We start from the raw sequence: 13,077 nt of genomic DNA on the forward strand, positions 1-13,077 counted from the left end.
CGCTCTCCCATTCACCGCGTCGTACTTCCGAGCATGCTTAAGCAAAACTCACGTTACTTATTTGGACTGACTCCATGAAGAACCACGATGTTAGTTGGAAATTTATCCTTGTAACCCTAGGTCTTAGCTATGCCCAAGAGGCGGTGATGGCCACGGAGCTAACGCCAATGGATTTCGCGCAATTTTCACCACTGGGTGTTGAGCGGCCTGAGGGAAACAGCACAATGGGGGGTAGCATGGGTACATTTCCACCGCAGGACAATATTGGCAGTCCGAGTCGGGATGGCACGGTGGGAGGGGGCGGTCTTTATTTGCCAGTACCAGAGTCTGGCATGCCACCAACGCCCCATGAAACGAGGCGAGGGTATTGCATAGAGAAAGACTCTATTCGACTATTTCGAGGGATTTTACCGGTGGCTGGAGGCGAGGCGATCGCCGATTCCGTTTCCTCAGAAATTAGTTTATGGTTCTATATTCCAGAAAATAATGCCATCAGAGCTGAATTTAGCATCCTCAAAGAAGGGCAAAACTTCGAAGTCCTAGGTGCAGCGAATAAACAAGAATTTTTAGCGCATTATGAAGAATTCAATGACATTAGTAATCGCCAAGGTTTTGTCCAAATTACGTTACCGAAACATGCCCTAGAACCGGGTAAAAAATATCTCTGGGATTTGACCTTGACCTGTGATGAGCGTGATCGCGCGACCGATGTCTATTTGTATGGTGCATTACGCCGCCACACAATTTCCCAGATCACTTTAGATACCCAAGCAACCACCATCCAAGCTTTGCGTAATGCGTTATTACAAAATGATTCTGTTTTGACTTTGCCCAATCGTCAGGCTCTGGGGGGTTCCCTTTCCGATGGCGGTCAGCCGGAAACTCTAGCGTGGGTCGAAGCAGAGCTCAAATCTCATTACAGCGATTTATGGCAACGCTATAACCGGTTGGGGAATCAAATGGAAAGCCTCATTACAACGTCGCCTAATATGAGTCGTAGCGCACTGATACGCTTTAGTGAAGAACGTAGTTACATTGCCATGGAACTAGCCCAGCTTTCTGCTTTCTTTGGGTTATGGGGTGATACGGTCAATCTTTTAGCGACCTACCGCTCTGATTATCCGGTAGTATGGCAGCAATTATTAGACACGTTTTTCCCCGAAGATAAATTCTGGTTGGAAGGCTCCGAGAGGGGTGATGTGATAGAACCGATCAGCAATCAAGGGGAAGCTGTCGATAAACCCAAGCCCAGAGTTTTGAGAATGTCTGAGCGACCCTAGAATTTTTGGGTGGCTAACTCAAAAAGTTCGCAATTTCTGTGGCGATCGCCGTTAAGCCGGATTTATCAATAGGGCGATCGCCGGTGGGTGGAGTCGGTGTTTCTCGAATAAAGTCCCAATCACCTTGACGGAATGTGGTGGGATCAAGAATTTGGTGGTGACTAAATTTCTGTAGGCCTTCTAGTAAAACAGCCCCTTCGGCAAAGTCATTGCGCGGCAAAGTTGCTACGGGTAAATCTTGGAGCATCGCCTCGGCAAATGTGCCAAAACCGGGCTTCGAGACAAGGCGATCGCAGAGGGGAAAAAAATCAACGGGACGATAGGCCACATCAGTAATTTTGCGAAGATTATCCAAATCCGGTGCCTGGCGGTCAAAGGTAATAAATTGATAGTCAGGAAATTGCGCTAAAACATCATAGGGAATACCGTCTAAGCCCAAGCCACCAAAGGTTAATAAAATTGTTTTTGCCTTGGATTTTGTCAGGGAAAAAGTTTCTCGTAAGACTTGGGGATCTTGATTAGGGGAACCCCCAATTAGCCCAGCATCGGTAATATTGGCAAATCGCGTCATCGGCTCATTTAACGGCAACCGCAATAGGCGATCGCCACTGTGGTAATGCGTTGTAATCCAATCCGCCTCCGGCACAAAATCACCACCCCAATCACGATAAATAAAATCCCACCCAAAATTACTCATAAACCAGCAGGGAACACCCGCCGCATGGGCAATAGGAGCCGCGAGGGGCGGAATATCAGCCAGCACCAAACCCACTTTATTAAGCCGCAAAAAATCCACTTCATCCGCAATAATCCGGTCAGCACGGTGACGAATATCCTGCAATTTAGCAAGGGTTGTCGGCTGATCCATCGTAAAACTGTCGGCCTGAACCACCCCCACATCCAGCTTTTTTGCCCGTTGAATATAGTCACCCTTGATGTAGCCCGCCAATAACCAATTGGGCACAGTCGTGACAAACACAAGTAACGTCTCAGGTAAAAACTCCTGCACCTTAGCCGCCACCGCCGCCGTACGCACAGCATGACCAAATCCGTGGCTTGTGATCGCAAGATATAAAACGGGACGCATAGGCAGGAAATCTCGGTAATTCTTCCGCTACCTAGGTTAGAGCAAAACTAGACAGGGTGCGCAAAACCTTTTGGCACAGATTTTAATTGTTGTGCAGTAAGATTTTTGCCTTGCAATAGAACATAAAATTTACCTAATCCCATAGGATCAATCAGTTGGTGGAGGGCATCACGGCGATGTAATACAGTCATGACATCTTGGGGATTTGTTGCTAGTTCATTCAGGCGATCGCCCAACCCTAAGGCCATCAAAAATAACCCTTGTTGCGTCAAGCCAAAAGTATATAAATCAAAACTTTCACCAAAATTTTGTAAGCTCGTAAAATCCACATGGGCTGTTAAATCTTGTCGCCCTAAATTGACATAAAAATCGCTATGGTGGCGATGTTTGAAATAGGCTTGTAATGTCCCTTGGGAACGTTGGGGATGGTAATATTTTGCCGCAGGATAACCATAATCAATGGACAAAATATAGCCTTTATTTAGCTTTGATTCGACCAATTTTAACCAATCAAACATTTGCAAATTAATTTCTGTCTGAAAATTTTCCGGGTAATCGGCGATCGCCAAATTTAGATTTTTAAAATAATCAGCTAAAGCAGAATTAGACAATTCACCATAGATTTCTTTTAATCCCGTTGAAGAATCAGCATCTAGCGTGACATAGATCTCCTGTAGTTCCCCTTGTTTGATCGCCACACGATGGACAGGGAAAGCATCTAAAAGCTCATTACTAAAAATACAGCCAGTGATACTATCCGGGGCGATCGCCGACCAATTAGACCAAGTAATTTTAATCCCTTTTGATAACCCTTGTAACCGAGCCTGTTGTTGTTGAATTAAAGCCGGCGATTTTTCAATAATAATGTACTCTAGCTTTGCCATAATTTGCGGATACTGGCGTTGAATATAGGTCAAAATATCCCAAGCTAACTGACCTTTCCCAGCTCCAATTTCCACAATTTGGAATGTATCACACTGTAATTTTTTCTGTAAATCAATAAACTGCTCAGCTAAAAGTTCACCAAAATCAGATCCTAAAGAAGAAGCCGTAAAAAAGTCTCCTTCTTTACCGATCTCGACATGCCCACTACTGTAATAACCCTGATCAGGATCGTAGAGAACAAGCTCCATATATTCAGCAAAGGAAATTGCCTTTTTGTTAGAGGCTTTAATGCGGTCTTGTAGGGTGAGAAAAAGCGGAGAAGTCATAGTTTATTCACTAAAGTCCTAGATTGTGAGGGAAAGGCAAAGCGTCGAGAAAAGTTGTACTAAACTTGGTTTAGATTGGCAAACAAACATTGATTTTTTTCCTGTCCAACTCTGTTTCTTCTGGAAAGGTATGGGGTGAAATTTCCGGGCTGTCGCTAACAGGGTAGGGTCGCAGGTATGTGGCAAAAAACATCAAGGGCATTGAAATGGTAGATAGTCTGTGGATTTTGATGTGCGCTTGCTTGGTTTTCTTGATGCAGCCGGGCTTTATGTGCTTGGAGTCAGGTCTAACGCGCTCGAAAAATAATATTAATGTTGCGGTTAAAAATTTAGCAGATTTCGCAGTGTCTGCCTTTTGCTTTTGGGTTGTTGGCTATGGTCTCATGTTTGGTGTGTCTGCAACGGGCTGGTGGGGTCAGAGCCATTTTCTCCACGACTGGCAGGATCCCCAAGGTATTGCTTTTTTCTTTTTTCAAATTATGTTTTGTGGGACTGCGACTACGATTGTCTCTGGGGCGATCGCCGAACGTACAAGATTTACAGCCTATTTGGCGATCGCCATGATGATTTCTTGTCTGGTCTATCCCGCCTTCGGACATTGGGCTTGGAATGGTTTAGATAGCCCTGCACTGCAAGGCTGGTTGGGTAAACTCGGATTTATTGATTTTGCCGGATCAACGGTCGTCCATAGCATTGGGGCATGGGTTGCCCTCGCCACTTTAATGCACCTTGGTAGCCGTACCGGTCGGTATGAAGGTGGCAGATCTCGCAAAATTCACGGCTCAAATTTGATTATTTCGGTATTGGGAGCCATGTTGCTGTGGTTTGGCTGGTTTGGCTTTAATGCAGGCAGCACATTGGCGTTTAATGACCAAGTTCCCATTATTTTGCTCAATACCTTGATGGCTGGTGTTGCCGGACTGATAAGTGCTGGCGGTATTCGAGCTATTCAAACACAAAATATCGAAGTTGAGGCGCTAATCAATGGCTGTTTAGCTGGTTTGGTAGCGGTGACTGCTTGTTGCCATATCATTAGTACGCCCATGTCTGTGGTCGTCGGTGCCACGGGGGGAGCTGTGATGCTCCTTGGCGAATATTGGTTAGATTGTTGGGAAATTGATGATGCGATCGCCGCCATTCCAGTCCATGGTTTTGCCGGAGCTTGGGGAACAGTGGGTGTTGCCCTCTTCGGCCAACCCGAACGATTACCCCTTGATCGCCTACTACAGTTATGGATTCAAGTCTCTGGGGTGGCGATCGCCTTCGTGTGGTCCTTTGGCGTGAGCTATCTGCTGATTTGGTTATGGCGGCAGTTTTTTCCCCTACGCGTCTCCGTCGAAGCAGAACATCTCGGCCTCAATATCACAGAGCACCATGCCCACACAGATATTTACGAACTCATGCAAGTGATGGATCAACAGGCTCAAACAAAAGATCTAAGTTTGCGTGCCCCCGTTGAACCCTTCACCCAAGTAGGTGTCATTGCAGAGCGCTATAACCGGGTAATGGATCGCCTACAGGTCGCTTTAGAACACAGCGAAACCCTCGCTGCAGAATTAGAATTTAAAGTCATTGAGCGTACCCATGCCCTCACCGCCACAAACAATAGCCTAGAAGCAGAGATACGAGAACATCAAAAAACCGAAGATGCCCTACGGCAATCCCAAGCGGAACTTCAAGAATTTGCCGATACCCTCACCCTCACCCTCCAAGAACTACAGCAAACCCAAACGCAACTGATTCAGTCAGAGAAAATGTCTTCCCTTGGGGAAATGGTGGCGGGGGTCGCCCACGAAATTAACAACCCCATTAATTATGTTTATGGCAATTTAAAATATCTAGATGAATATACCGCGAGCTTAATTGAGCTAATTCATCTTTATCAAGAACATCTTTCACCGACACCAGATGAAATTAGCGATCGCCTTGAAGATTTAGAACTGGACTTTATCGTCGAAGATCTTCCCAGTATTCTCAAATCAATGCACCACGGTAGCGAACGTATTCAGAACCTCGTGGTTTCCCTGCGCAACTTCTCCCGTTTAGACGAAGCCCCCCAAAAGCAGGTGGACATCCATGAAGGCATAGCAAGCACTTTACTTCTCCTCAAACGCCGAATTGAACGTTTTCCCAGTCAACAACCCATGAAAGTCATCACGGATTTTGATGATTTGCCCCCCATCGAATGTCATCCGAGCCAGCTCAACCAGGTTTTTATGAATCTCCTCTCCAATGGGATGGATATGCTAGATGAAATTTATGAAGCCAATCCCCGCCGCCCCGGTACTATCTGGATAACAACTCGCCACATAGAAGCACAACAGATGGTGCGGGTCACGATCGCCGACGATGGTAAGGGCGTACCAAGCAAGATTCGCACAAAACTATTTGATCCATTTTTTACCACAAAACCCGTCGGGAAAGGCACAGGTTTAGGTCTTTCCATTTGCTATCAAATCATTGTGGAAAAACATAACGGTAAGATTTGGTGTGAACCTAATTTTCCTGAAGGTGCCAAGTTTGTCTGTGAATTCCCCATCTCGCCCTAAACCCTTTTGGCGATCGCTCTGGCAATTTTCCCGTCCCCACACCATCATCGGCACAAGTTTAAGTGTCTGGGCTTTGGCTTTTCTTGCCAACTCACCGGAGCAATTGTTTGGTCTCTACGGCTGGTTTGTACTGACGGCATGGATTGCTTGTCTCGGCGGCAATGTTTTTATTGTGGGTTTAAATCAGCTCACTGACATTGACATCGACAAAATTAATAAACCCCACTTGCCGGTTGCCGCTGGGGAATTTTCGGCAAAAACCGGCTGGCTGATTGTGCTCCTCTCTGGGGCGATCGCCTTACTTTTAAGTATTTTTAGTGGGCTATGGCTGACGGTAACGGTGGTGAGTAGTCTTGCCATTGGCACGATGTATTCTTTGCCGCCGGTGCGCCTGAAACGGTTTCCCCTCCTCGCGGCGATGTGCATTTTTACCGTGCGGGGCGTTGTGGTAAATCTCGGATTATTTGCCCATTTTCGCGATATCTCCAGTCAATCCGTCGTGATTACTCCGACTGTTTGGTTATTAACTGCGTTCATTATTGTGTTTACGGTGGCGATCGCCATTTTTAAAGATGTACCGGATATGGAGGGCGATCAACAATACCGCATTAAAACCTTTACGCTGCTCCTCGGAAAGCGCAAAATTTTTAACCTATCCCTCGGCATTATCGGCGCTTGTTACCTTGGGATGATTGCTGGTGTCTGGCTCTTGGCAACCAGCCTCAATCCTTTGGTCTTTACCATTGCCCATATGGCACTGGCGATCGCCCTTATCTACCGCAGCCAGAGGGTAAACCTCGCCCAAAAACAAGAAATCGCCGCCTTTTACCAATTTATTTGGAAGCTATTTTTCTTGGAATATATTTTATTTATCGTTGTCAATTTACTGCCTTAGGGTGAGTTGGGGTTAAGCCCCTAGGGAAAAATCATTAGAGAAAAGGAGACTGACAAGATTACAGAACAGGGTGAAACGCCTATTTTTTAATCGCAATCCCTGTTTTATATCAAATCTCCGTGTCACCAATCCCCCTATTTCCATCGACAGGCCAAGCTTTACTAATCCCGAACCTAGTTGCCTTCAGTCCAAATCCAACAATTTTTGTCGAGGACTTCTATAATCGTTAATCCGTTAATAAATCCACCAAACCTTTGAGGATATATGCAACAGTTGTCGGTTGTCGTCGTCCATGGCAGTTATAGCGAGGTTTATCGCCAAGAATTTAATCTACTCCTAGAACGGGTCAGTGCCAGGGTTGCCCATCCAGTTTGTGGTGTCTACCTCGAATGTACAGACAGACCCATGGTGACGGCGATCACCCAATATCTTGAGACATACCCTGACAAATCAGACATCCACCTGCAAATATTGCCATTATTTCTTTTGCCCGGCGTTCATGTGCGCGAAGATATCCCTGGGGCGATCGCCCAACTTCGTCAACAATTTCCAAAAATCACAATACAGACCCTGCCATACCTTGGCAAAGACGGCTTACTTGCCCCTTTTCTCGAACGCCAATTTGAGAAGCACCCCGACGCAAAACGTGTTCTCCTTGCCCACGGGAGCCGCCGCACTGGCGCGAATCCCCAAATTGAGACCCTAGCGGCATCCCTCAATGCAAATACCGCCTACTGGGCGACAGAGCCAGCCCTCCAAGAAACCATCGCCCTACTCACCAAGGAAGATCTTAATATCGTTTATGTTGTGCCCTATTTTCTCTTTTCTGGCAAAATACCCGCCGCGATCGCCGCACAAGTGCACGAATTACAACAATCCTATTCACGACTGCAATTTTATTTGGGGCAGCCATTTGGTACACAACCTGACTGCGCTGTGGCGATCGCCGCATTATTAAACAAAAAAAACAAGTCAACAAAAAAAAACAAGCCCAACAATCTAATATCTCGATGAAACAAAATATCCCCAGAGGCTCAGAGGTTTCAGTCTGTTACGTGACTCACCGACAACTCGCCCCTCACTCCTCCCCAGGGAAAATATGACTCATTTTCGTGCCATACACTCCATCCACCGAGCCATTAAACAAGCGCAGCTCCGTTAAAGCCTCTTATCAAGCTCGCACCTCTTCATTGCGATTATCCTTTCGTCATACTTCAGGCTCTAGCTTGTAAATGGCGGCGATCGCCTGCCGAGAAATAACAGCAGTGGCATTGATCATTAGATTTAAAACTCTTGCGCAAAACAGACATTGCTGACAACTTAAAATGTGACGATTCTCAGAACCCATGGAGTGATAGCATCATCGCTCCCCCATGAAGATTATCAGGCGATCGCCAAACCCAACGTCAGTTATGGATAAGCATGTAGCCAAAACCCTCTAGAGAAAAAAAGACATAGAGAGGGAAAAACACAGGGAAGCAACGAAAATTTGCATTTTTTGAAAGCTAGGATTATTTGCATAGAAACACCTCCCGATCTCTCGCTCTCTCCTTCACCACGTCGTACTTCCGAGCATCCTTCAACAAAACTCACATTAACCCACGTCACATTCTCAAAAAATCAACATCACACCATAAAAATGGTAGCAACCCATACAAAAAAATCAATCAAATGTAGCCTTAACGACAAAAAAACAGCAAACCGCAACTTTCCTTAAAGTATTGCTCTTCTTTACAGATTGCCAAGAACAATTCCACTGAATGGCATGATGATGATGGTTTTTAGGAAAATTTCGCCTAAACCATTTCAGCGCAAGACAATCATAAGGATATATACCTAGAACAGCGACAAAATCTTGCCTGTAGCACTGCCTTCGCAGTTAAATAAGTGGAGACAGATTTATTAAGCTATTGCTGTACCGAGGAAAAACATGAATAAAATTCTGGGGATCGACCCACTTAAAAAATTTATTTTTGGCGTTGCTGCATTTGTAATGCTATTTTGGCAGCTCAATACCACTGTGGCTAACGCAACTGAATTGCGTGAAGCAGACCGTACCGTAAACCTCAGTGAAACTGAAACCGTTGTTCTGAGCGACCAACAAATTGCCAAGGGCTTACGAGTCTTTATTGATACCTGTAGTCAGTGCCACAACACTGGCCGTACGAAAAGTAATCCCAACGTTACTTTAGGTCTAGATGACCTAAAAGGCGCAGATCCCCGCCGCGACAATATCCTTGCGATGGTGGACTACCTGAAGAACCCGACTTCCTATGACGGTGAGTATGATCTTCTCCAACTCCACCCCAACACTACCCGCGCTGACATCTGGAGCTCCATGAGAAACTACAACGAAGAAGATCTTCAAAATGTTTCTGGTTATGTTCTTGTGCAGGCTCAGGTTCTTGGCGAAGGCTGGGGCGGTGGTAAGCTCTTTAACTAATAGTCTGTTTTACTTTTGAAGTTTTATTTTTGAAATCTATCTATAAAATTTCCGAAATAAATACCCTAAGGCAACCAAAGTTGGTTGTCTTTTTTGTTGGTGATTTATATAGTGCGGAGATATCAAGTCTTTAACCTGAGTTCGGTTTAAGAAAGGTTCGGCATGACAATGCGGCGAAGGGGAGAGTAAGTGAGGGGGGATTTTTTATGCCAACAAACAACCACAGGTATTAAAAAATTTGAATGTCGATTGATTCTCCGTTTCTCCCTCTGCTTGTGTCTTCCGTTTCTCGGAGGCATTCAGGCTAGTACTTAACCCGAACTGACGTTATTTAATGTGAGTTTTGCTTAAGCATGCTCGGAAGTACGACGCGGTGAAGGAGAGAGCGAGAGATCGGGAGATGTTTCTATGCAAATAATCCTAGCTTTCAAAAAATGCAAATTGTCGTTGCTTCCTCTCCATGTCTTTTTTTCTCTAGAGAATTTTGGCTACATGCTTATCCATAACTGACGTTATTTACTTCTTCCCTATGGTGGCGATCGCCCCAAACAAGACCAAATCTGAAATTTAACCGACGGCGATAAGTTTTAGAAAAGCCCCATGACCCATATTGTTGGGAACATCTGAGTGACCTCCCGACATAAGACAAAAATCAAAATACTGTAGGGGTTGTTCGCGAATAACTCACCATAGGGATCGGAAGTTTATTTTTTCTGCTGGCTATTTTTCTTCTTATTTTTATCTTCCCAACGCCACAAAAAAATCATGAGACCCACGACACCCGCCTGCACCCCAAAATTTGGAATTGCATTCGCGAGATCGCGACCAGCCGCAATCTGACCAATAAAGACCAAACCACCGACAAAACCAGAAATGCCAAAGCAAATATAAACAAATTGCCGCAGAGTACGGTAGGGATTTTGGGCTTCGATGCGTAGACGTTCGAGTTTTTCTGGTGTGAATTTCTGAGACATAATTGCTTTTTGTAAAAATTAAATGATTAAAAACAATAAAAACCCCCACTCTAAGATCTCTAGAATGAGGGTAAGAGGCGATCGCCGAGCCTAGCGCATAAGATTTTGGAAGAAGGCCAAATTCACAGTGTCACGCACAATGAGGAAGACCCCAAGCCCAAGGAGCAAGACCAAACCTGTCTGCATAATATTTTCTTGGATACGCATCGGTAGCGGTCTGCCACGCAGGCCTTCCACCAATAAAAAGGCAAGTTGACCGCCATCCAAAGCAGGCAAGGGCAAAATATTGATAATGGCTAAATTAATACTGATCAAGGAGCCAAACTGAAATAGGTTGCTGAGATCATCCTTCGCTAAATCTGCGCCCACCGCCACGATCGCCACAGGCCCCGCAACTTGCTGAGCTGTTTCGCCGAAGTTCGAAATGAGTTGGGCAAAGCCCTGAACCGTTAAACCGATGAGCCGCTGAAACTCTCTAGAACCTGCTTGAAGCGCTGCAACTGGGTTCTCGGCACGGCGACGGACGATTTCTCCGTTGGGCGCAAGCATCACCCCAATTTTTCCTTTACCGTCATTACCAGCATCGGGGGTAACCTCCACAGAGACGGTTTCGCTATCTCGTAAAATTTGCAAAGTTAGCGATTTGCCGGGAGCATCTTGAATCAAATCCCGTAATTCTTCAAGGGCATCTTGTCCAGTGGAAAGAGGGGTGTTATTGACAGAAAGGACGACATCTTCGCTTTGGATGCCAGCCTGTGCCGCAGGGGATGCGACGGCGGTTAAAACATCAGGAATACGAACACCGGGTTGATAGTCAATGTCTTGGAAACCAACGGTTCCGGCTTGGGTGACAAGCAAAAAATACGCAAAAATCAGATTGGCAATGACCCCAGCACTGATCACGATCGCCCGGTCAAAGATCGGACGGTTGCGCAGTAGATCAGGATCTTCAGGGGGAATGTCGCTGTCGGGGTCGTCATCGGGGAAACCGACATAACCGCCTAGGGGAAAGGCGCGGATGGCATATTCTGTTTCTTTGCCTTGATATTTCAGCAGGGTCGGACCAAAGCCAATGGAGAAACGGTTGACATGAATATTCTGGAGTCTAGCCGCTGAGAAATGCCCCAATTCATGGATCACGATGAGGAGTGCTAATACTGCGATCGCCGCCAATACGGACATAATGCTTCTTTCTTTTGTCTAAATAAAATTCTTTGTATCTAGATTATTGTAGGCGATCGCTCCAGTGGAGGTGACAAAGCATGGCTGTTTTATGCTTAGGGGAAGCAGTAAAACGAGAAGAAAATGTTAAGGTTAGTGACAATTTCCTCGGACAATTCCCCTTCAAAAGGCTCCGATGGGAGCGGATGTTTTTCCCATGCTGCAATTTTTTAAATCCTTCGTCGGTATTGGCTTCGTGGCCAGTTTGTCGGTACTGACCGTCGGCTGCGGCCTTGAACAAGAAGGTGTCGCCCAACCATTCCGTCCTGAACAGGAGACAGAAGAACAACCGCCGTTAGTGGATGTGGCGATCGCCGCTGCAACCAATGCTGAAGCGACAGAAACCTATACTGGGACAACTTTACCGCTGAAAACGGTAACGGTACGCTCCCGTCTCGAAGGGCAGTTACTGGCCCTCAACGTAGACGTGGGTGATGGGGTAGAACAGGGCAGGCTACTCGGTATTATCGAACCGGACTTGCTGCAAACCGAGGTCAATGAAGCCGCCGCAGAACTGGCAGCGAGACAGTTTGAGGTGCGCGAAGCAGAATCAGAACTCGCCGAAATCACCGCCCAAATCGCCCAAAATAAGGCCGCTTTAAAGCAGGCAACGGCTGATGCCAAACGTTTTCAGGAGTTAGCGACAACGGGGGCGATCGCCGCGCAACAGGCAGAATTGGCAGCAACAGCGCAAGAAACAGCCTCCCAAATTTTACGGTCTAGTCAGGCGCAACTGGCCACAAAAAAACAGGCGATCGCCGCCGCCCAAAAACGAGTAGTCGCCCAGCAGGCAATTTTGGCGCAGAACCAAGAACGTTTTACCCGCACCCAGATTTTTTCGCCGCAAACAGGGGTGATTTTCTCCAAGACAGCCGAAGCCGGAGATACGATTCCATCGGGTCAAACCCTAGTAGAAATCGGTGATTTGAGCGCTGTTAAAGTTGAAATAAAAATTTCCGACCGTGATCTGCGTGAATTTAGTCTTGGCAAATTGGTTTCAGTACAGCTTGACGCTTTTCCCGGTGAAACTTTTTCAGGAGAAGTGACGCAAATTTCTCCCATTGCAGACCCCGAAGCTCGCCTAATTCCCGTTGAGGTGACGATCCCGAACCCTGCCGGAAAAATTGCAGCGGGTTTATTGGCGCGGGTGAGTAAGCAAAGTGCTTTAACGCCAACAGTAACTATTCCAGTAGAAGCGTTAGAGGTGGGAGAAACTAGCGGCGACGTGATTTTTGTGCCGGTCACTATCGGTGAAGAAACGACGGTGCAAACCCGTCCGGTGCAGCTCGGCGAAATCGATAACGGTATGGTGGAAATTTTGTCTGGTTTGAACCCGAACGAAAAATATATCCTCAAAGGCGATCGCCCCCTAGTCACGGGTGAAACCGTTACCCTAAGCCTCCTATCTGAACCATAA

11 protein-coding genes are annotated in these 13,077 nt (G+C 46.3%); 6 read left to right on the plus strand and 5 right to left on the minus strand.

Annotated elements, in window-relative coordinates; translation table 11 throughout:
* Window positions 1-74 precede the first annotated feature (74 nt).
* The gene (locus NIES208_RS11415; RefSeq protein WP_075892837.1) at window positions 75-1,280 is read left to right on the plus strand and encodes a DUF928 domain-containing protein; all 1,206 of its coding nucleotides are present in this window, start codon (window positions 75-77) and stop codon (window positions 1,278-1,280) included.
* A gap of 13 nt (window positions 1,281-1,293) precedes the next feature.
* Here the strand turns inward: NIES208_RS11415 and NIES208_RS11420 are convergent, their stop codons facing one another.
* Window positions 1,294-2,367, minus strand: coding sequence for a glycosyl transferase (locus NIES208_RS11420; protein ID WP_075892839.1), 1,074 nt, complete (start codon window positions 2,365-2,367; stop codon window positions 1,294-1,296).
* A 47-nt stretch (window positions 2,368-2,414) separates the two neighbouring features.
* The gene (locus NIES208_RS11425) at window positions 2,415-3,578 is read right to left on the minus strand and encodes a class I SAM-dependent methyltransferase (RefSeq protein ID WP_075892841.1); all 1,164 of its coding nucleotides are present in this window, start codon (window positions 3,576-3,578) and stop codon (window positions 2,415-2,417) included.
* Between the two features lie 179 nt (window positions 3,579-3,757).
* Between NIES208_RS11425 and amt the strand changes: the two genes are divergently transcribed.
* From amt to NIES208_RS11440, 3 genes are all read left to right on the plus strand, one after another.
* Window positions 3,758-6,127: an ammonium transporter gene (gene amt / locus NIES208_RS11430; RefSeq protein ID WP_235641380.1), complete on the plus strand. Its 2,370-nt coding sequence runs from the start codon at window positions 3,758-3,760 to the stop codon at window positions 6,125-6,127.
* Window positions 6,099-7,022, plus strand: coding sequence for a homogentisate phytyltransferase (locus tag NIES208_RS11435; protein ID WP_225875299.1), 924 nt, complete (start codon window positions 6,099-6,101; stop codon window positions 7,020-7,022). Before amt ends, NIES208_RS11435 begins: the two co-directional genes overlap by 29 nt.
* A 264-nt stretch (window positions 7,023-7,286) precedes the next feature.
* The gene (locus NIES208_RS11440; protein ID WP_075892845.1) at window positions 7,287-8,036 is read left to right on the plus strand and encodes a sirohydrochlorin chelatase; all 750 of its coding nucleotides are present in this window, start codon (window positions 7,287-7,289) and stop codon (window positions 8,034-8,036) included.
* 193 nt (window positions 8,037-8,229) lie between these two features.
* Here the strand turns inward: NIES208_RS11440 and NIES208_RS18995 are convergent, their stop codons facing one another.
* Window positions 8,230-8,370, minus strand: coding sequence for a hypothetical protein (locus NIES208_RS18995; protein WP_171971759.1), 141 nt, complete (start codon window positions 8,368-8,370; stop codon window positions 8,230-8,232).
* Between the two features lie 582 nt (window positions 8,371-8,952).
* Between NIES208_RS18995 and psbV the strand changes: the two genes are divergently transcribed.
* On the plus strand, window positions 8,953-9,465 hold the full coding sequence (gene psbV / locus NIES208_RS11445; RefSeq protein ID WP_075892847.1) for a photosystem II cytochrome c-550: 513 nt from the start codon (window positions 8,953-8,955) through the stop codon (window positions 9,463-9,465).
* A gap of 704 nt (window positions 9,466-10,169) precedes the next feature.
* On the opposite strand, the gene NIES208_RS11450 is transcribed toward psbV, so the two are convergent.
* Both NIES208_RS11450 and rseP read right to left on the minus strand, forming a co-directional pair.
* Window positions 10,170-10,439: a DUF3493 domain-containing protein gene (locus NIES208_RS11450; RefSeq protein WP_075892849.1), complete on the minus strand. Its 270-nt coding sequence runs from the start codon at window positions 10,437-10,439 to the stop codon at window positions 10,170-10,172.
* A gap of 90 nt (window positions 10,440-10,529) precedes the next feature.
* Window positions 10,530-11,621 carry an RIP metalloprotease RseP gene (gene rseP, locus NIES208_RS11455; protein ID WP_075892851.1) on the minus strand — a complete coding sequence of 364 codons (1,092 nt, stop codon included), beginning with the start codon at window positions 11,619-11,621 and terminating at the stop codon, window positions 10,530-10,532.
* A gap of 196 nt (window positions 11,622-11,817) precedes the next feature.
* Here rseP and NIES208_RS11460 point away from each other — a divergent pair, with 196 nt between their 5' ends.
* Window positions 11,818-13,077, plus strand: coding sequence for an efflux RND transporter periplasmic adaptor subunit (locus NIES208_RS11460; RefSeq protein WP_075892911.1), 1,260 nt, complete (start codon window positions 11,818-11,820; stop codon window positions 13,075-13,077).

It is taken from the genome of [Limnothrix rosea] IAM M-220 (assembly GCF_001904615.1).
Taxonomy (GTDB): domain Bacteria; phylum Cyanobacteriota; class Cyanobacteriia; order Cyanobacteriales; family MRBY01; genus MRBY01.

Bases quoted from the DNA above. Each gene is read 5' to 3' on its own strand.
- rseP (WP_075892851.1), bottom strand. From the start codon at position 11,621: ATGTCCGTATTGGCGGCGATCGCAGTATTAGCACTCCTCATCGTGATC.
- psbV (WP_075892847.1), top strand. From the start codon at position 8,953: ATGAATAAAATTCTGGGGATCGACCCACTTAAAAAATTTATTTTTGGC.
- NIES208_RS18995 (WP_171971759.1), bottom strand. From the start codon at position 8,370: ATGGGTTCTGAGAATCGTCACATTTTAAGTTGTCAGCAATGTCTGTTT.
- NIES208_RS11420 (WP_075892839.1), bottom strand. From the start codon at position 2,367: ATGCGTCCCGTTTTATATCTTGCGATCACAAGCCACGGATTTGGTCAT.
- NIES208_RS11440 (WP_075892845.1), top strand. From the start codon at position 7,287: ATGCAACAGTTGTCGGTTGTCGTCGTCCATGGCAGTTATAGCGAGGTT.
- NIES208_RS11450 (WP_075892849.1), bottom strand. From the start codon at position 10,439: ATGTCTCAGAAATTCACACCAGAAAAACTCGAACGTCTACGCATCGAA.
- NIES208_RS11425 (WP_075892841.1), bottom strand. From the start codon at position 3,578: ATGACTTCTCCGCTTTTTCTCACCCTACAAGACCGCATTAAAGCCTCT.
- NIES208_RS11460 (WP_075892911.1), top strand. From the start codon at position 11,818: ATGCTGCAATTTTTTAAATCCTTCGTCGGTATTGGCTTCGTGGCCAGT.
- NIES208_RS11415 (WP_075892837.1), top strand. From the start codon at position 75: ATGAAGAACCACGATGTTAGTTGGAAATTTATCCTTGTAACCCTAGGT.